This is a genomic window from Muricauda sp. SCSIO 65647, from assembly GCF_021534965.1.
Taxonomy (GTDB): domain Bacteria; phylum Bacteroidota; class Bacteroidia; order Flavobacteriales; family Flavobacteriaceae; genus Flagellimonas_A.
On sequence record NZ_CP091037.1, the window covers coordinates 1,375,683 to 1,396,565 of the forward strand.

Genomic DNA, 20,883 nt, shown 5'->3' on the forward strand with positions numbered 1-20,883 from the left:
AGCTCAAAAATATTGGATTTTAAGTAGCTGCATCTTGTTTCTAAGCTGTCAAACGCAAGAGAAAAAGACAATAGATCGCCCCAATATTGTGCTTTTTCTGGTCGATGACATGGGATGGCAAGATACCTCGGTGCCTTTCTGGAACCAAAAGACCCCTTTCAATGACCGTTACCATACCCCAAATATGGAGCGCCTTGCCGCAGAAGGCATGAAATTTACCCAAGCCTATGCCACGCCGGTATGTTCACCCACCCGTATCAGTCTGATGACCGGCATGAACGCCGCACACCACCGAGTCACCAATTGGACACTACGTAAAGATGCGCTCCAGCCAATGGAAAAAAATCATCTGACACTACGCTTTCCAGAATGGAATGTCAATGGTATGAGCCCTGTGGCCGGCGACCCTAAGGCCGTTCACGCTACACCGCTTCCAAAACTCTTGCAAACCGCAGGCTATTTTACCATTCATACCGGAAAGGCCCATTTCGGTGCAATCGGCACACCGGGCGAAAACCCCTTGAACCTAGGTTTTAATGTGAACATTGCCGGCCATGCGGCCGGTGCGCCAGAGAGCTATCTCGGTATGGAAAATTTTGGTAACGGTAAAAAAGGTAAAGCGGTGTGGGCCGTACCCAGACTTGAAAAATACCATGGCAACGATATATATCTCACAGAGGCCCTGACCCGTGAAGCCTTGACCCATTTAGATTCCGTGGCCGGGCGAAAACCCTTTTTTCTCTATATGTCGCACTATGCCGTACATACCCCCATTATGGGCGACAAAAGATTTTTGCAAAAATACCTGAATAAGAATCTAGATTCGACCGAAGCAAAATATGCTTCCATGATAGAGGGTATGGACAAAAGCTTAGGTGATATCATGGATTATCTAGAGGAAAAAAAGTTGGCCGACAACACCGTCATCCTCTTCATGTCTGACAATGGTGGCCTGAGCGCCGTTGCACGCGGTGGCGAACCCCATACCCACAATAAACCTTTGGCCAGTGGCAAGGGATCTATTTATGAGGGTGGCATCAGAGAGCCCATGTTGGTCAAATGGCCGGGCGTAACAAAACCCTCATCGATCACCGACCACCAAATCATTATCGAAGACTTTTTTCCTACCCTTGTAGAAATGGCCAATATCACCAATGCCCGCACAGTGCAAAAGATCGATGGCCAGAGCTTTGTGTCCGTTTTAAAAGGACATCCTTCAAAAGATCAGCGCCCCCTATTTTGGCACTACCCAAATGAATGGGGACCAAATGGGCCGGGCATCGGTGCCCATAGCGCGGTGCGGTTGAGTGATTTTAAGCTTATCTATTTTCATGAAGATCAGAAAATAGAACTATACAATATCACAAATGATATCGGTGAGACAGAAAACTTGGCCGACCAAAGACCTGAAAAAGCAAATGAGCTCGCCATCATATTGAGCAATCATCTAAAAGCGGTTAACGCTCAAATGCCAAGCCACAAAAAAACGGGAAAAAAAGTACCCTGGCCCAATGAAATTATAAACGATGACATCTAAACCCCTTTTCATTTTTCTGTTCTTCAGCAGTTTCGCCATCAGTTTTTCATTTTCGCAAAACGATCAAAAAGACTGGTTGATCGATCCAAGCGGCTATACCGCCGAAATTAAAAAAGAAGACGGCAATCTAATTCTGACCAACGGATTGGTTCTTCGAAAAATACAGCTTCACCCAAACGCTGCTACTGTCGAATACAAAAATCTAGTTTCAGAAGAAACCATGCTACGCAGTATCAAGCCAGAGGCCGAAGTAACCATCAACGATAGCACCTATGCCGTTGGAGGGCTCCATGGCCTAAAAGAACATGGGTATCTAAAAAATGAATGGTTGGCAAAACTCAAGGCCAGACCAAATGATTTTCAATACATATCACATGAAATCAAAACCATATCACCAAACTTAAAATGGAACAATAGCAAACGTTATCATACGGCCGAAGAAGAACATGCTAAAGGCAAAGAGCTCGTATTGACTTTTGAACATTCAGATCCAGCGCTCAACGGGGTCACCGTCAATGTGCATTATGAAATCTTTGATGGGCTGCCCTTGATCACCAAATGGATTACCGTAATGAACAACGGCCCGAATACGATAACCCTGAACCGCTTTAAAAGCGAGCTATTGGCCTTCCCCGAAACTGAAAATCCGGTCGAAACCCCCCATCATTGGAGACGGCCCAACATGCATGTTGAGAGCAACTATGCCTTTGGTGGGTTCACAGCAGGTGAATCATCGGTCACTACCTTTTGGGAGTCCGACCCAGAATACACCTCACAGGTAAATTGGAAAATGGAAACGCCCTGTCTGCTGGTAAGCAAATTGCCCGTTGGCCCTGAAATTGATGTGACACCAGATGGGGTGTTCGAATCGTTCAAAACCTATGAACTGCTTTTGGGCAACACGGCAGATAGGGAACGTAATTCGCTAGCGCAACGCAAGATGTACCGAACATTGGCTCCATGGATCACTGAAAACCCCATTTTCATGCACCTGACCACCACAGATGACGAAAAGGTGCTATCGGCCATCGACCAGTGTGTTGAAACAGGTTATGAGATGGTCATTTTAAGCTTCGGCAGTGGCTTGAACATGGAAGACACCACGGCCGTAAACATTCAAAAATTCAAACGCCTCGCTGACTACGCCCATACAAAAGGGATCGAACTCGGTGGGTATTCACTTTTTTCGAGCAGAAGCATTGATGAGACCATAGATGTGATCAATATAGAAACAGGCAAGCCAGGCGGCACCAAATTTGGAAATGCCCCTTGTTTGGCCAGCGAATGGGGAAAGAGTTATTTAGAAAAGTTGAAGTACTTTCTAAAAGAGACCGGTTTTGACCTATTGGAACATGATGGGCCATACCCCGGCGATCACTGTGCCTCGACTTCGCACAAATACCATAAGGGATATGAAGACTCTCAATGGGTGCAATGGAACATGACCAAAGATTTTTATAACTGGCTTCGCCAAGAGGGCATTTACCTCAATGCCCCCGATTTCTATTTTCTAGAGGGGTCGAACAAATGTGGCATTGGCTATCGAGAAGTAAATTGGTCATTGCCCCGTGACCAACAGATCGTTCTCGGCCGACAGAATATTTATGACGGTACTTGGGAAAAAGCCCCATCGATGGCCTGGACATTCGTACCACTGACAGAGTATCACGGGGGAGGCGCCGCCGCCACCCTAGAACCCCTTGAAGAACATCTTGATGCATATGAGGCCCATATGGCACAAAACTACGGCTCGGGCGTGCAGGCATGCTATCGCGGGCCGAGACTCTACGATACTGAAAAGACCAAAAAACTGGTAATCGACCAGATTAATCATTACAAGAAATACCGAGAAATTTTAAATGCTGACATCATACATCTCAGAAGGCCTGACGGAAGGTCATGGGACGGATTCATGCATGTGAGCCCCCATCTTGAAGAAAAAGGATTTCTCATGCTTTTCAATCCGACGGATGAACCCATAAAAGAAACCATAGAAATCCCCATGTACTATACAGGTCTTACGAATACGGTGAACATTTCGCAAGAAGGCAGTACTGAAAAGACCTATTCCATCAATCGTAATTTTTACACAACCTTAGAAATCGAAATAACCCCAAACCATTATACCTGGTATTTGTTGAAATGAAAAGAAAGAATATTTGGTACGGCGCCATAGCGATACTGTTGGCTTTTTCGTCTTGTGGCAAAGTAGCGCCCCCAGAGCCCGTTGGCCCGCTGCCCTCTGAGCGACAGCTTGCATGGCATGAACTGCAGTATTACGCCTTTGTGCACTTCAATATGAACACCTTTACCGATACGGAATGGGGCACAGGTGCTGAATCACCAAGCCAGTTCAATCCTACCCAATTAGATACCCGTCAATGGGCAAAAGTAGCAAAGGAAGCCGGCATGAAAGGTATCATTCTCACGGCCAAGCACCATGATGGGTTCTGTCTGTGGCCCACCGAGACCACCGAACATTCTGTAAAAAATTCCCCTTGGAAAAACGGCAAGGGTGATGTAGTACAAGAATTGAGGGAAGCGTGTGATGAACACGGATTGAAATTGGGGCTCTATCTCTCACCATGGGACCGTAACAACGAACACTACGGAAACCCCGAATACGTGAAAATCTTTCATGAACAGCTTCGAGAACTATTGACCGACTACGGTGAACTGTTCGAAGTATGGTTCGATGGAGCCAATGGCGGGTCAGGTTTTTATGGGGGTGCCAACGAGACCCGTAAAATCGATAACAAAACCTATTACGAATGGGAAAAGACCACCGCCATGGTTCGCGAACTACAGCCCAATGCGGTAATATTCAGCGATGGTGGCCCCGATATTCGCTGGGTCGGCAATGAAGAAGGCTGGGCCAATGAGACAAACTGGAGCATCATGAGAAGAGATGAGATCCATCCCGGTTGGCCTCGGTACGTAGAATTGCGTTCAGGGCATGAAAATGGCACCCATTGGTTGCCCGCAGAGGTAAATACCTCAATACGGCCCGGTTGGTATTACCATCCCCGAGAAGACCACCAGGTAAAATCATTGCCAAGACTGGTACGCACCTACTACGAATCAATAGGAAGAAACGGAAATTTCTTGTTGAACCTGCCCGTTGATGCCCGAGGACTTGTTCATGAAAAGGATGTCGAACAATTGGTGGCCCTTAAAAAACAGATCGATCGCGATTTTGCCCACGAGCTGGCACAAAGCCAACAAATCCAGGCCTCAGATGTACGGGGCAACAGTAAAAGCTATAATGCCGAAAAGGCCATCGATGGCAACAAAGACACCTATTGGGCCACTGATGATGATATAACCTCGGCATCCATTACCCTCAAATTCAATGAACCTACCGAAGTAAACCGCATCTTGCTGCAAGAGTACATTCCCCTGGGGCAACGGGTAAAAAGATTTGCGGTTGCCGCCGAAGTGGATGGCGATTGGAAGACGCTACACGAACAAACGACCATAGGGTATAAGCGCATTCTGCGATTTAACACCACGAAGACTTCCAAGATAAAGGTCGACATCATCGAATCAAAAGGCCCGATCACGCTATCGAACCTTGAGTTGTACCATGCCCCCAACTTATTGGTCGAACCCACGATCTCAAGAAACCGAGAGGGAATGGTATCGCTCTCAGTGCCCGATGAAAAAGTCGATATCCACTATACCTTGGATGGAAACCCCCCTACCCCGTCCTCAAAAAAATACCAACAGCCTTTCATGGCCCCAATGCCCGTTACGATAAAGGCGCTGGCCGTCAATCCTGTCAATGGCAAGCAAACCTCCATTGCAAGTGGTTATTTTGACATTCCCAAAAAAGATTGGAACGTGGTATCAGCGACCAAAGAAAACGATACTATTGTGGAACATCTTATGGATGAAGACCCCAACACATTTTGGGCTACCAAAAAAAGGGAAGTCACCATAGACCTAGGCCAAGCACATGAATTGAAGGGTTTTACCTATTGGCCCAACCAAGAACGTTATCCGTTCGGCATCATTACCCACTATGAGTTTTTGGTGAGCATTGACAACAAAGACTGGAAATCGGTCGCTACCGGCGAGTTCGGTAACATCGCCAATAATAGAATCGAACAAAAGATTACTTTTAATAGAACCAAGGGCCGATACATCAAACTACGTGCCTTGAGAACAAATGGTACCGATCCACGTGTATCATTCGCTGAAATTGGAGTGTTGACCGCAAATTGAATATATGGATCTAGGACTTAAAGACAAGGTAATTCTGGTTACCGGCGGGGATAAAGGGATCGGCAATGGCATTTGCCATGTGCTGGCTGACGAAGATGCCATTCCTGTTGTCATCGGTCGCAAAGAAAAGGATGTGTTGAACGCTGTCGAGGCAATCAAAACAAAAGGGGGCAAAGCCTTCTTCGCCCTTGCCGAACTGACCGACCCTGACCAATGTAGGGCCGCCATTGAAAAAACGATTCAAGAATATGGCAAAATCGACGGATTGGTCAACAACGCAGGGGTCAATGACGGTGTGGGCCTTGAGCAAGGAAACTATCAAGCATTTAAACGCTCGGTTGAGCGCAATGTCGGGCATTATTATGTGATGGCGCACCATGCCCTGCCCGAACTGAAAAAAAGTAAGGGCAGTATCGTAAACATAGGTTCAAAGACCGCTGTAACGGGGCAAGGGGGCACTTCGGGCTATGCCGCGGCCAATGGTGCCAGAAACGCACTCACCCGTGAATGGGCCGTTGAACTGCTTCCCTATTCGATACGGGTCAATGCGGTCATCGTTGCCGAATGTTATACCCCCTTGTACGAACGATGGGTCAAGACTTTTGACCATCCACAGGAAAAACTAAATGAAATCGAAAATAAAATTCCATTGGAAAACCGAATGACCACAACCGAAGAAATCGCGAACACCGTAGCTTTTTTACTATCGCCAAAATCGAGCCATACCACGGGACAGCTCATTTATGTTGATGGGGGCTATACCCATCTCGACAGGGCACTGCAACCATCAAAAAGTTGATACTATGACCAGACCAAAAGTTGTATCAAAAGAAGTCCTGTTCCCGTTTATTCTAATCACTACCCTTTTTGCACTTTGGGGCTTTGCCAATGCGGTCACAGACCCTATGGTACAGGCCTTCAAAAAGGTTTTGGAACTTTCAAATTCACAGGCTGCCTGGGTACAGATGGCATTTTATGGCGGCTATTTTTGTATGGCCCTGCCCGCTGCCTTGTTCGTAAGAAAATATTCGTACAAGGTCGGGGTCTTGATCGGGTTGGCACTATATGCGGCCGGTGCCTTGTTGTTCTACCCAGCTGCCATTACCGAACAATTCTGGTTTTTCTGTCTAGGACTCTATATTCTAACGTTCGGACTGGCCTTTTTAGAGACCACCGCAAATCCGTATATCTTGGCGATGGGCGCTAAGGAAACGGCCACGCAACGCCTGAACCTTGCCCAAGTCTTTAATCCCATCGGGCTGCTGCTCGGCTTGCTCGTGGCACAACAATTCGTGCTCAAAAAACTACAGTCTGACGACATCACTGATTATTTTGCCCTGGATATGGCAAAAAAAGCCATGATACGCACTTCTGACCTTATGGTCATACGTGACCCATATGTGGTATTGGGATTGGTGATATTGGCCGTTTTTGTTTTGATCTTGGTCAACAAAATGCCCCAAGCCAAGGGTGACGGTAAAATTCCGCCTTTTGGTGAAACCGTCAAAGCGCTCAGACAAAAACCCAAATATGTGTTCGGGGTAGTGGCCCAGATATTCTATGTGGGAGCACAGATCATGTGCTGGACCTATATATACCAATATGCAGAAGCCATTGATATGCCCAGTGACATAGCGGCCAATTATCAATTTGCAGCCTTTGTACTGTTTTTGGCAGGAAGGGCCATCGGCACCTATTTATTGCGATTTATCGACCCGGGGAAACTGTTGATGTGGTTTGCCCTGTTGGCCGGTGTTTGTGTTTTGGGAACCATTTTTGGCAATGGACATCCCGGGCTTTACAGTTTGGTGGGCATATCGTTCTTCATGTCACTGATGTTTCCGACCATATACGGCATCTCCCTGAACGGTTTGAACGAAGACGAGGCCAAACTCGGCGCGGCAGGCCTTGTGATGGCCATAGTGGGTGGAGCATTGATGCCCAAATTACAGGGTATGATAATTGACTTGGGCGGCAATGGTGTAGATGATGTACTGTTGGTGGGGGTTCCCGAAGTTAATTTTTCATTTGTCTTGCCATTGTGCTGTTTTGTCTATATCGCTTGGTTCGGATTTAGTGTCTTCAAAAAATTTCGGTATTGAACAAGATGAAAAACATGAAAAGGTATTGCTGGGCATTGGATCTGGTCAACGACGAAGAAAAAATTGAGGAATATGAGGCCCATCACAAAAGTGTGTGGCCCGAAATCATTAAAAGCATCAGGGACACCGGAATCGTAGGAATGGAAATTCATCGAATCGAAAACCGCCTGTTCATGATCATGGAGGTCGATGACACCTTTTCTTTTGAACGAAAGCGATCGATAGATTCTAAAAATCCTAAAGTTCGAGAGTGGGAAACCTTGATGTGGCAGTACCAACAAGCCCTGCCCACCGCCAAACCCGGTGAAAAATGGCTGTTGATGAAAAAGATTTTCGAGCTTTAAAACCATGCGCAACCAAAAAGAAATAGTGTTCGATTCACGATACCCTTCGGTCGATGACCTACGAACAAAGGCACAAAAGCAGATACCCAGATTTGCCTTTGAATATATAGATGGAGGCTGCAACGAAGAAATCAACCTACATAAAAACACCCGAGAGATCAGGGAAGTGGAGTTGGTGCCGAGCTATTTAAATAGCTATAAAGGTGCCAATCTAAAGACCGAACTTTTTGGGCATACTTATGATGCCCCCTTTGGCATTGCCCCAGTGGGCCTACAAGGGTTGATGTGGCCCAATGCTGCCGAAATCTTGGCCAAGGCAGCTTACCGGCACAACATTCCCTTTGTGTTGAGCACGGTGACCACCTCAAGTATTGAGCGTATCGGTGAACTGACCGAGGGCAGGGCATGGTTTCAATTGTATCATCCTACGGAAGAAGAACTGCGCAATGACTTGATTCGAAGGGCCGAAGCAGCGGGTTGTCCGGTACTGGTGCTGTTATGTGATACCCCTACTTTCGGATTCCGTCCAAAGGAAATAAGGAACGGCCTTTCAATGCCCCCAAAAATGACTCTTTCGAACCTATTGCAAATCTTTGGCAAACCTCGATGGGCGTTTGAAACCTTGAAACATGGCCAACCCGGTTTCGAAGTGCTTAAGCCCTATATGTCAAAAAATCTCAATTTAAAACAGCTGGGGCTTTTTATGGACCAAACCTTCAGCAAGCGTATGGATGTCGACAAAATAGCTCCTATTCGTGACCTTTGGAAAGGTAAATTGGTACTCAAGGGCGTAGTCACCGAACACGATACCGAAAAAGCCGTTCAACTGGGTCTCGACGGCATCATCGTTTCTAACCACGGTGGCCGTCAGTTAGATGCCGGTGAATCGGCCATCAAGCCCCTCACCCGAATCGCCAAAAACCATGGGGACAAGATTACCGTGATGATGGACAGTGGCCTACGTTCAGGCCCAGACATTGCCCGAACCCTGGGCAGTGGTGCACAATTCACCTTTTTGGGGCGGGCCTTCATGTACGGAGTGGCCGCATTGGGAAAATTAGGGGGCGAGCATACCATTTCATTGCTCAAAACACAATTAAAGCAGGTAATGGAACAGATTGGCTGTGGGGAGATACACGAATTTCCAACCTTCAGAAAAGTTGATGATCAAGGTAAATGAAAAGTTTGCCAAGACCCTTCAATATGTTTCCATGAAACTTGGCCCGCAATTTCTTTATCACTGACCCAGTCTTTTAAAACACAGAAAAACGGTAACTTGTAATTGAACTTATGCACTTGGTTCGCAAATAGAATTTGAATGGTATGATCGCTGTTATTGGTCTGAAGTGTCCCTTTCCTGTTTTGACCGAACTTACCCTACATCAATATGTTTTGGCAGGCGGCAAAAAGCTATTGTTCACCTACATGTTACTGCTGCCCCTTACCATTTTCCCTCAGCAACATGATAGTGCGGCACTTCACGCCACCATGGCTGAAAAAATATACCTTCAATTGGGTCCGAAGGTGTATGCCACCGATCAGACCATATGGTTCAAAGCCGTAGTAATCGATACCGAAAATCATATCCCTACCGAACTTAGCAAAATTCTCTATGTCGATCTGATCGCGCCCAATGAACAAATCATGGCCCATAAAGTGGTTAAATTGGACCAAGGTACCGGCAGTGGTTTTTTCGAACTGCAAGATAGTTATATGCCGGGCCGCTATTTGATCAGGGCCTATACCCAATGGAATCGCAATTTTGGAACTGATTTCATGTTCAAGACATACGTTGAGGTTCTAGCGGCATCAAGTAATGATAATAAAACCATTGTTGGCCCTATCAGCGTCGTTGAAAAGAGTGAAGGTCGATTATTTTTGAGCGGGCAACTTTCATCACTTCGGCCAAAGAGTCTAGGGCACACTTCCCAGAAAGAGACCAAGATGTACGTAAACTGGGCGCATGGAAAAGATACCATTGGTGTCAAACGAAATGATGGTGGTGTTTCCCCATTTGAATTTGAAATTCCCAAAAACATTGATTGGATCAATGTTTCAGTTGACGATGAAGATGGTCTTCGTAAAACAGAAACGGTCATCATCAACGATTCTAAACTCAATGTTCGATTCTTTCCCGAAAGCGGTAAAATGGTCAACGGATTCAGAAACAAGATCGGCTTTAAGGCGGTAGGTTTCGATGGCAAGGGCAAAAGGGTCAAGGGGGTGGTTTTCGATAATAAGGGCAATAAGGTGACCACTTTTGATAGCAATGATCTAGGAATGGGCTTTTTTTTCTTGGAAGCCGCTATCGGTACAACCTACCATGCGAAAATCTTGTCTGGAGACAATCTATTCAGGGATGGGGCCTATGCCCTGCCGGAAACCTTTTCAAAAGGAAGCATCCTTGCTGTGGCCAGAACCGATAATAAGATCAGGATCAAGGTATTCTCAAATGAACTTAAAGATTCCGTTTCGGTAAAGGTCAGCTGTAGGGGAAAAGATTATTATTCAGTCGATGGGTCATTGCAGAAAGAACGCTTGGTTTTTGAACTGGCTTCCAACAGCTTACCGGAGGGAATCATCGCCTTTACACTCATGAACGGGAACAAGGTACCTGTGGCCGAACGGCTGTACTTCAATGAACATGGAACGCAAAATTCGGGGGGCAAATTGGCCATTGACAAGTCTGAATATGCCACACGAGAGCAGACCAAACTTGACATTGACGAGTCAAAATCGATTGAAGAAACCGCTGATGTCAATGGTTCGGTACTGGTTATGAACAGCGACCTATACCAGGCAGAAAGCCAAAACATACGTTCTTATTTTCTTTTGAGTTCAGAACTTTTGGGCAAAATCGAAAATCCGGGGTATTACTTTAGCGAGGAAAATCAAAGGCGTTCGCACGATCTGGATGCACTGTTGCTGACCCAAGGGCACACGTACAAATATCCCATAAAGAGAAACGGAGCCTCCTTCTTTTGGCCAGAACGCGGGCTGTCCGTCAAAGGAAGAATACGGGCCACCGGTTCAAAAAAAGAAGCGGTGAAAGCTATCGGACTGGTGTTGACCGTTTTTGACAAAGAGCCATCCATCTATTTGCAACAGACCGATAGTCTGGGCAGGTTTGATTTCTTGTTGGATGACACCTATGGAAATCGCAAACGGATATTGCTCCAAACCAACCATCTTAAAAACAAAAAAGGAAACATCGACATTTCATTGGAAACCCATAGCCCTCCTAAAATCGTTTACGAACATAGGCCAGTGGCACAACAAACACATCCTGTGATAAAAGCGGCGGACTTGGCCCACCAATGGCGAAGAAAAACAGCGGCCTCATTTGATTCGCTCTACAATGTCACCCAACTCGAAGAAGTGGTTGTCGAAGGGTATCGATTGACCCCCGAGCGTCAAAAAATTTATGGGGGTTATGGGGAACCAGACGTGATCATTCGTGGAGAAACCCTTTTGAAAAAAGAAAAAGATTGGTCGTATGGCCTATTCAGCATTCTAATGGCAAGTTATCCCGATCAAATTGAAATCGAACGGTTTTCAGATGGGTTCATGTTGGCCCATATAGTGGCGGGCGGTGAACCGACCCTATTACTGGTAGACGGCCGGTTGCTACAAAAACACGAATATGCATTTGTGCCCCAAATGTCTCCCGAAATCGTTGAGAGTGTCGAACTGATCAAATATGCCAAATTCTTCAAGAACAAGTACCTCACCGTTTTTCCTGATGCAGACCCATTTTATTCACCAGATGTAGGCCACGCTATTTCCATATTTACCAAAGGTGGGGTAGGAATACGGGGTTCGGCAAAGCCCATACCCGGAACACTGGATACCACAATCAACGTATTGTCTCCCACAAAAGAGTTCCCGGTTCCCCAATATGGCCAAGATGGGGCCGCCAATGACCAAAAACCTGATTTGAGACCCTTGATCTATTGGAATCCCGATATAAGAACCGACCAGCACCATAAGGCTTCGATTGAATTTTATAATGGCGATGTAGCGGGCGACCATACCATAATCGTTGAAACCATTTCTGAAGATGGCCGAATCGGGCATGAAGAAAAAGAATATACTATAATCGAAAGGTCGAACCGGTAGTAGCCTTAAATCTGTCGAGTTGAATCAATTACCAGATGTTTAGCTTCTTGGCCCGATGTTCATTTTTGGTCATGTTCACCTTTCAGCGCCTCAAAAGTTTTGATCATTTCCGCCAGTTTTTCAGGATGTGATTGGGCAAGATCATATTGCTGCCCAAGGTCGTCTTTTAAATTGTAGAGCTGGTATTCGGTTGAATTTCCCAGTTCTATCCCTACATTTTTGTTGATGGCCACTCCATGGTACGGAGGTATCATCAGCCAGTTTCCACTTCTCAGGGCGGTTCTTGAAGTTGCTTCCAGCACTAAATTGTCTCTTCCTTTGTCACTGGTGCCCAATAGGGCATTCAATACATTCTTGCTGTCAGAAATGTTCACTTCTTCCATCCCGATCAACTTGGCGATAGATGCCAATAGATCCATCTGGCAGACCATGGCATCTGATACCCCAGGTTGAATGGTACCGTTCCAATAGGTGATAAAGGGTACCCTGGTGCCTGCTTCGAACAGACTATATTTGCCACCGCGCAAACCACCACTGGGGTCGTGGTTTCCTACTTTTTCTACCGCCTCGTCATAATAGCCATCATTTAAAACAGGGCCATTGTCACTTGATAGAATCACCAAGGTATTGTCTAGAATACCCTCCTCTTTTAAGGTTTTCATGAACTCGCCAACACACCAATCGGCCTCCACAATGACATCGCCCCTTGGACCCATTCCTGATTTTCCGACAAATCTCGCATGTGGTGTTCTTGGCACATGGGGCTGTTGTAGGGCATAGTACAAAAAGAAAGGTTGGTCTTTATGGGTTTTGACATAGGCTTGTGCCTTTTTCAAAAAGTTGTCGGCCATATCGACATCACTCCATTTGGCAGCTTCACCACCTTTCATGTAGCCGATTCTTGGTATGCCATTGACGATACTGTTGTTATGGCCATGGTGCCATTTCATGGTCAGTAGCCCCGGATGCGTGATGGCCGTGGGCTCTCCTTCAAAATTGTGGGCATAATCGACTTCAATGGGATCGTTGGGATCCAGGTTTTCAACCCGGCCATTCTTTATGTATACCGTAGGAACCCGGTCTTGTGTAGCGGCCAAAATATACGATTCATCAAAACCGACCTCATTGGGCCCTGGTGAAATGCGCTGGTTCCAATTCACCTGACCATCGCCCAGCCCTAAATGCCATTTGCCCACTATTGCGGTATGGTATCCTTGCTTTTTGAGCAATTTGGGAAGTGTCTGTTGTTCGGTCGAAATCAATAGGGGGGCGGTACCTGACAGTATCTTGGCGTTTTTGTTCCTCCAAGGATAAACCCCGGTCAACAAGGCATATCTACTGGGGGTGCAGGTAGCTGAAGAAGCGTACCCGTTGGTAAATTTGATCCCTCCATGGGCCAGGGCATCCATGTTCGGCGTTTGAATCTCGGTGGCACCGTAAGCACCCACATCGCCATAGCCAAGATCATCGAGGTAGATAATGACAATGTTCGGTTTCTTTATTGTGTCGTAGTCAGATTCCGCTTTGGCCGTACTTTCTTTTGCCTTGTTTTTACAGCCAATACTGACCGTTAACATCAAAAGTATCAAGATAAAGTTCTGTGCCTTTTTCATTTGTCCATACATGTGGTTCAACCCCTCATTCAGAGCCCAAGGGTTTTCCTTCAAAATCGATTTCTTTTTCGAAGGGCCGTAAAATCTGATCTACAAGAATACTGACGGTTCTTCTGTTCAGCTCATTTTCTTTTGAAAGTGGTTGATCAATGTGCCACTTTTTCCAATTGTTCTCAATGTAATTGACATCGTATTCTTTATCAATGACCGAAAAGACCCCCTCCAAAAATTTCAAGGTAGCCCCCTTTCCCGAGGCTGTGATTTTGTCAGCCTTCGGATAATAATCCAGAAGCCCTTGTTTCAGTTCATGTTCTGAAACGATGCGGCCAGGGTAAAACCAAGTCTCGTTCGCCCATTTGTATGGCACTCCATATCCTTTCAATATCCCGGTCGCGCCGATACGCTGCATTGCCGCAAACGCCGCGTCATCTGTAGAAACATCGATAAAGGGCATCAGGTACGCCTTGCTTGCCAATAAGCTGTTCTGCACATCACGCACCGAAACCCCGCTCGTGTTCTGCTTTTTTTGCACGGCAGTTGCCGCCATGGCACCGGCAGCTTGGCCAATACCCAAAACCACAGGTTGTAATCGGGTAGTACCGTTCACAATATTCGATACGCTGATGTTCTTATCGGCCACCAAAAAGTTCCCTGCTTTTTCGGGGATCATGGCCCCCATGGGTATCGTATAGCTGGGCACCTTGATGTTGATAAAATCGATTTCTGGTGCCGCCTCGTTTTTATCATGGTGATGGTCGATGGGGTAATCGCCTATGGCGACCCCCGTTCTGTAGAAAGTAAAATCATAGGGCCGTTCTAAATGATCAACGGTCAAAAACACCTTGCCCTTGGCCCTTCGGCCCTCTCTGTGATAGGGTATCATGGGATAACCATCTTTTGTGGGAAACTCATCGGCTAGCCGCAAATGGGCAAAGCCCAAATCGTTCTGAATATAATAGATGAACCCCTGTGTGAACGCTTTGGCCTTTTCAATCTCTTTTTCAACCTCTTCTTCTGATAGGTTGGGCCAATCAATGTAGAAATCATTTCCACAGTTTGGCCAATTGATCATGTACTTACCATTAGGCAACTTTCCGTAGTTCAGCATCTGTTGGCAGTCTGAAACCGACCCGAACATCTCACCGCCCTCACGCTTGCAGGCACATTCGAAAGCTTTTGGGTCATAATCTCTCGGCTTTTTCACCAAGCCTTTTTTTCTGTGCGTCTCCAGATTTTTTGAAACATCCTCTAAAATTGCCACATAGGTCAAATCTTGAATGATAGCATTGGCCTTTTCTGGGGCTTCTTTTTCGGCCGTGTCAGACTTTGCATCCATTCCAAGTCTAAATTCCGCTTCGACCATGGGCAGCAATTCACCTGTTTCTGTGGCATCGATCAAAACTTTTGCGGTGGTACTATACTTTTTTCCGTTCTTGTCATAAACGACCTTCCAACCTTCACCCTCTTTTTCAACGGTTTGGTATGCTGCACTGAACTGAACATCTAAACCATCGATATCGGCCATCTCTTTTAAAATCTTGTCGCCTACCGATGGCTCGAACAGGGTATGGCTTACCCAACCTGTGGCCAAGGCCTTAGCACCCCCATAATGGTCGCGCAACCGCTGCCTGAACTCACCCCAGATACCGGAGGGTAGGTTGTGGTTACCGTCAATGGCCGAAACCCCTGCCGAGGTCAACATGCCCCCCAACCATGTGGTGCGCTCAAGAACCTGCACCTTTACACCGCTTCGTGCCGCTTGAATGCCCGCGGCCGTGCCCCCTGCGCCACCGCCAATAATCAAGACATCGACTTGTTGTTGGCCAGTGGCCAAGAACATCAAAAACAGTGCGGGCAAAAGGCTAAAATATCGGCTCATCACATTAGAGTTTTGGATACGTTTTTTCAAAAAATAATTCATGGTCTTTCAATCCTTCATAAAAGAAGAACACCTCGCTCTCAAGACCATACTTCCGGTTGGTCTTGATCATCTCTTGCAAGAATGTCCGAGACGGTACATACCCATCGACTTTCAACAACACCCCCGGTACAAACGGAACCGTACTGTCTTTGGGCATGAACTGTAAATTCGATTGCAAGGTTGATTCATAGGCCTTGATGTCATATCGATAGACCTGCGGAATGATGGTATCGACCCACCCTTTTTCTACCCAAGTGGGCCAATTCTGAAGGTACTCTTCTTTGCTCCACGGAAAGATACTGGGCGCCATGGTCACCAACACCTGCTGATCGATCGCCTTGACTGTCTTATAAAGCCTTTCTGCAAACTCATCAAGCTTGCCGGCCCGCCAATCGACCCAATCGGAATCTTTGTAATCTTTCGGTGGGGAAACCCCGTCATGTTCTTTTTTATACCATTCTACGGTAAAGGGATCGTACCCTGCCGTAGAGGGATTCGCTGGCAATCGGTCATCGCCCTGAATACCGTCAATATCATAGTTTTCAACCACCTCTGCAATGAGCGATAAGAGAAAATTCTGTACTTCGGGGTGAAAGGCGTTCATCCATTGAAAGCCATTCTTTGAAACCAGATTTCCTTGATTGTCAATTGCCCGCCAATTTGGCTTTGCCCGTAAAATATGTCCGCCATCAGCTTCTTGGTAACTGCTCGAAAAACCGAACTCGAACCAAGCATGAACCTTCAACCCCTCGGCATGTGCCGTTTGTATGAGTTCTTCCAAAATATCACGGTCGGCAAATCTTGGTGCTACTTCTTTACCGAACGTTTTTTGCATCACCACGCTCGGGTAGAGTGTATGGCCCCGGTTCCAAACCACTACATAGATTTGCTCAAACCCGTAGGTCTTGCAGCGTTGTACCACTTCTTCAATCCCCTCTTTGCTGTCTAACGCCTTGCTGGCCACATCGGTGAGCCAGACCCCTTTTTGGGATTGTGCACCACCAAGCAAGGTGGTTAAAACGGCAAGCCATAAAAAAAATCTTTGGGCGATCATTTTTCAAGTGTTTTCCAAATCTGCAACAAGGCCCTTGGTACATGAAAGCACCCTTTCCATTTACCTCCCTTTAACTTCATGAACACTTCGCCTTGACGGTTCAAGTATCCGTACCATTCCCCTCCATTTTTGGTATCCCTAAAATGGCTCCAAGTATACTCATGTACTTTTTCAAACCAATTTTTTGCCTTTGGGCTTTGGGTCAAGGCATAGGTTTTGGCTAAGGCCACCAAGGTCTCGAGATGCACCCACCACAGTTTTTGGTCCCATTCCAATTGTTGGGGCGGATGGCCTTTTGCATCCAAAAAATAGAAAATACCACCATACCGATCGTCCCATCCTTGTTCAAGTTGTTGAAACATGATCTGCCCCGCTTTATCGATCAGATGCGTATCGTTGTTGCGATGGCCCAAATCCATCAAGAACCACATGGCCTCGATGGCATGCCCGGGGTTCAACAGCCTGCCCTCAAAGCTATCGACCAATCCGCCATCGATACCCACGTTCTCATAGACCAGCCCTGACTTCTCTTCGTAGAAGCTGTTGAGGATCAGATCGGCAATGTCATTGGTCAACGTTTCTACTTGATCGTTTTTTAAGAGGTGTTCGAGTTCTAATGAAAGGTTGCAGAGAATCATGGGCAGCGCAAAATTCTGTAGCTCACGGGTGCCTGGGTACAACTTATTGTATTGCCCCTTCGGGTCGTCTTTTCGCCTTAAAATGTTCTCAAAGGTATCGATCGCGATTCGGGCGTACCTGTCATCGGGTTCTAACCGGTAGTAGGCCCCAAAAGCCATGGCCGCAAAGCAGTCTGAGAAAATATTATAGGGCTGCACCAAAGGTTGCCCTTGCCGGTTTAGCGAAAAATACCAATTGCCGTGTTCATCCCTGCCGTGTTTTTCTAAAAAATCAATGCCGTTTTTGGCAATGGCCCTCCAAGCAATTTTTTGCTCGATTTCACTGAAGAGTACGGAAAACATCCATGCTTGACGGGCTTGCAGCCAAATAAATTTATCCGTATCATATACTTTTCCGTTCTGATCCAAACAGGTGAAATAACCCCCGTGTGTTTCATCAATAGCGTTGCGCTCCCAAAAAGGGATGACCTCGTTCAGAAGTTCTTGCCTGTATATTTCAGCGTAGTGGTTCACGTTATCTTCTAATATCTTGTTCAGGTCAGGTCGAAATGCTCCATATAGCGATGATATAGGTGCCCAGCCTGTAGATATGCCGACTGCGGACTCATAAAATGCGAAAATTCAAAAGTAATGGCCTTTTCGCAACCTACTTTTTGGGCCGCCTTCAGCTTCAGCAACAGTTTTTCAAATTTGATGGGCATGAACTTGATGGGCATATCCCTATCGAACGATTCGATGTTCGTCCAAGAGGTCAGGTCATGCTTGTCTGCCAGTTCTTTGTTTATTCGCAGATAGTCTTCGAGCTCGTGGTAATCGACATGACCATCTTGAAAGGCAACGATATCGATAGCTCCTTTGATACCGTCAAAAATCTCGTTCCATTCGTGCCGATGTTCTTCCAAAGAGACCGCATTCGGTTTCTTGAGTGTGCTATCAGCGGCCAAGACCGCTTTTTTTCCATCGATCCATGGTGAGATGAAAACGGGCAGTCCGCCGCTCACATTTTTGCACTCTTTGCCAAGACGGGCAATCGTGTCAATGGCCCCTTTGGTTTTTCTGCTCAGCTCTAAACCCAAATACCAACCCTTGAACGATGCATGGTGGCCGTATTGTTGATAGGCTTCTTCAATGACAAAAAGGTTATCGTCAAGTTCTCGTGCCATATCGCCCGTTTGCCAGTATTCTCCACTATCGTAGGTACCGAAATAGAATTCCATACCATGCTTGTCCGCCAGCTCCAAAAACAATGCTACCAAATCAATGGGCGGCTCATAGCACCCTCTTTTGTTCATCAGGTATTTTGATGGGTATGACAAGAACCGTTGATAGCCTGAACGGATCAAGACCACCGTTTTAATGCCCATTTTGGCCATATGGCCGAAATCGGCCTCCCACTCTTTTCTGCCCCAGTTTTGATGGGGAATGTCATGGCTGATCTCATCTAAAAAAGTACCGCTTATCAATAGTGGGTCTTGTGGCATTAGGAAACATTTTTAAGGTTGTTCCACCAATATTTTTTCAAAAAATAACTCGTTAAGATCAAAACAGCGCACCAAATGATCATTTCCGTGTTTTCGCGTAACATGAAGTAGATCGGGATCACCACTTGGGCCATTTGCCAAATGATGCCGATGACGATATTGAAACTATCCCTTTTAAAATCTTTATTGGGCAGAAAGGAAGGGTCTTCTGCCATGACCTCCCTTTTGATGGGGCCCCAAAGACCCCAAGGTCTGGTCTTTCGATAAAAATCCTTTACCTGTTGCCTATTGGGCAAGGGTTCGAGGTAAGTGCCGATGATACATCCTAAAAGCGAAAACAATAGAATGATGGGGAACACGAAAATATCGACATATTCAGAAAAAAAGAACAGTTTGACCGTAGAAGCGACAAGACCGAACAACATGCCCCAAAAATAGCCGTGACCCGTAAACCGCCACCAAACCCATTTCAACACATTGGCCGCCACATAGCCCCCATAGAGTGCAGAACTCAACCACAGGATCAGTTCGTTCAGCGAACTGGCGTTAAAGCCAAAAATGATGCCCACCACTACCAAAAGCAAAGACGACAGAATGCTATAGTTCACCAATCGCCTGTCTGATGCCCCCGGATTGATATATTTTTTATAGATGTCGTTGACTATGTAGGCGGGCGCTGAATTGACGAAAGCCGCAAAGGTGCCCATAAAAGCGGCCAGAAACCCTGCGAGCATAAGGCCTTTCAAACCTACGGGCAGAAACTTGTTGATCGCCATCGGCAGCACCTGTTCAAAATCAATGGTATCGCCCATGGCCATGAGCTCGGGACCCAAAAAGACCAGAGCCAAGACGGTAAAACCGATGATCATGAAGTAGCGGGGCACAAAGAGCACGCAAATTGTTAAAAAACTCATCTTGGCAGCATCCGCAGGGTTTTTGGCCGCCAAAATCCGCTGCATGTCGTAGCTGGGAACAGGGCCTGCCGTAGAGGCCAAAATTCCTTTCAGTACCATCAACACGAACAACAGACCGAACAGGTCGAAACCATCTTTGGCAATTTTATTGTTGACCTGCGGAAAGGCGCTGTTGCTCCAATCAAGGTTGAGGTTCCATCCGAAGAAAAGGTCTTTCCAACCATTGGGCACGATTTTATCGATCTCGCCCGCATCGACCATATTGTAGGCAATAATGCCCACACCGATACAGGCTATGGTCATGACAAAAAACTGCATCACCTCTGTGGCCACCACACTGTGCATACCGCCCTTGATGGTGTAAAGTGAAGTGAGGCCGCACACGATCAGGGCATAGCTCTTGGCCGATGAGACCTGATAGCCTAGAAAATCAAATGCCAAATCCCAAGGTAAAATAGACGTACAGTACTTGCCGATGCCCTCAAAAAAATAGGCGATGAACCCCAATACACTAATGACCGCAAAGATGACAATGATGATATGTGACAACTTGGCCCCTTTGCCGTCACCAAAGCGAAAGGTTATCCATTCGGCTCCCGTCATGACACTTGAGCGGCGCATCCAAATGGCTAGGTATACGAATACGAACACTTGGTTCCACACGGGCCAAAGCCATGGTAACCAGGCACTTTTTAGTCCGTATACAAAAAGGATGCCCACTGTCCACATGGTACCCGAGATATCGAACATGCCCGAGGCATTGCTCAACCCCAAATAGTACCAGGGCAATTGGTTGCCCCCCAAGAAATACGATTCCAGGTTTTTCGAGGCGCGTTTTGAAAGATAGAAGCCAAGCCCCAATACCCCAACGACATAGGCGGCTACTATGGCGATGTCCCAAAAGGAAAGCGTCATACGGTTGGTTTTTGTTTT

General features: G+C 46.5%; 14 protein-coding genes. 8 read left to right on the plus strand and 6 right to left on the minus strand.

What is annotated here, in order from left to right:
* Positions 1-34: 34 nt before the first annotated feature.
* From L0P89_RS06085 to L0P89_RS06120, 8 genes are all read left to right on the plus strand, one after another.
* Positions 35-1,537 carry a sulfatase gene (locus L0P89_RS06085; protein WP_235267519.1) on the plus strand — a complete coding sequence of 501 codons (1,503 nt, stop codon included), beginning with the start codon at positions 35-37 and terminating at the stop codon, positions 1,535-1,537.
* A complete protein-coding gene (locus L0P89_RS06090; protein ID WP_235267520.1) occupies positions 1,527-3,683 on the plus strand; it encodes a glycoside hydrolase family 36 N-terminal domain-containing protein in 2,157 nt (718 codons plus the stop codon). Before L0P89_RS06085 ends, L0P89_RS06090 begins: the two co-directional genes overlap by 11 nt.
* The gene (locus L0P89_RS06095; protein ID WP_235267521.1) at positions 3,680-5,764 is read left to right on the plus strand and encodes an alpha-L-fucosidase; all 2,085 of its coding nucleotides are present in this window, start codon (positions 3,680-3,682) and stop codon (positions 5,762-5,764) included. Before L0P89_RS06090 ends, L0P89_RS06095 begins: the two co-directional genes overlap by 4 nt.
* A gap of 4 nt (positions 5,765-5,768) precedes the next feature.
* Complete coding sequence (locus L0P89_RS06100; protein WP_235267522.1) at positions 5,769-6,563, plus strand: SDR family oxidoreductase; 795 nt, start codon at positions 5,769-5,771, stop codon at positions 6,561-6,563.
* 4 nt (positions 6,564-6,567) lie between these two features.
* Complete coding sequence (fucP, locus tag L0P89_RS06105; protein WP_235267523.1) at positions 6,568-7,866, plus strand: L-fucose:H+ symporter permease; 1,299 nt, start codon at positions 6,568-6,570, stop codon at positions 7,864-7,866.
* A gap of 14 nt (positions 7,867-7,880) precedes the next feature.
* Positions 7,881-8,210 (plus strand): L-rhamnose mutarotase, encoded by a 330-nt coding sequence (locus L0P89_RS06110; protein WP_235267524.1) that lies wholly within the window; start codon positions 7,881-7,883, stop codon positions 8,208-8,210.
* A gap of 4 nt (positions 8,211-8,214) precedes the next feature.
* A complete protein-coding gene (locus L0P89_RS06115) occupies positions 8,215-9,390 on the plus strand; it encodes an alpha-hydroxy acid oxidase (protein WP_235267525.1) in 1,176 nt (391 codons plus the stop codon).
* Positions 9,391-9,533: 143 nt separating this feature from the next.
* A complete protein-coding gene (locus L0P89_RS06120; RefSeq protein ID WP_235267526.1) occupies positions 9,534-12,329 on the plus strand; it encodes a hypothetical protein in 2,796 nt (931 codons plus the stop codon).
* 59 nt (positions 12,330-12,388) lie between these two features.
* Here L0P89_RS06120 and L0P89_RS06125 read toward each other — a convergent pair whose 3' ends face one another.
* From L0P89_RS06125 to L0P89_RS06150, 6 genes are read right to left on the minus strand one after another with little or no spacing between them, the layout of a single operon-like run.
* Positions 12,389-13,942, minus strand: a complete 1,554-nt coding sequence (locus L0P89_RS06125) for an arylsulfatase (protein WP_235267527.1) — start codon at positions 13,940-13,942, stop codon at positions 12,389-12,391.
* Positions 13,943-13,967: 25 nt separating this feature from the next.
* Positions 13,968-15,821 carry an FAD-dependent oxidoreductase gene (locus L0P89_RS06130; protein WP_235267528.1) on the minus strand — a complete coding sequence of 618 codons (1,854 nt, stop codon included), beginning with the start codon at positions 15,819-15,821 and terminating at the stop codon, positions 13,968-13,970.
* A 4-nt stretch (positions 15,822-15,825) separates the two neighbouring features.
* Entirely contained in the window at positions 15,826-16,917 is a 1,092-nt protein-coding gene (locus L0P89_RS06135) for a glycoside hydrolase family 10 protein (protein ID WP_235267529.1), read from the minus strand.
* A complete protein-coding gene (locus L0P89_RS06140; RefSeq protein WP_235267530.1) occupies positions 16,914-18,068 on the minus strand; it encodes an AGE family epimerase/isomerase in 1,155 nt (384 codons plus the stop codon). The genes L0P89_RS06135 and L0P89_RS06140 overlap by 4 nt, the downstream gene beginning before the upstream one ends.
* A 20-nt stretch (positions 18,069-18,088) precedes the next feature.
* Entirely contained in the window at positions 18,089-19,036 is a 948-nt protein-coding gene (locus L0P89_RS06145; RefSeq protein ID WP_235267531.1) for a DUF4434 domain-containing protein, read from the minus strand.
* Positions 19,036-20,865 carry a sodium:solute symporter family protein gene (locus L0P89_RS06150; RefSeq protein ID WP_235267532.1) on the minus strand — a complete coding sequence of 610 codons (1,830 nt, stop codon included), beginning with the start codon at positions 20,863-20,865 and terminating at the stop codon, positions 19,036-19,038. The genes L0P89_RS06145 and L0P89_RS06150 overlap by 1 nt, the downstream gene beginning before the upstream one ends.
* Between the last annotated feature and the right edge of the window lie 18 nt (positions 20,866-20,883).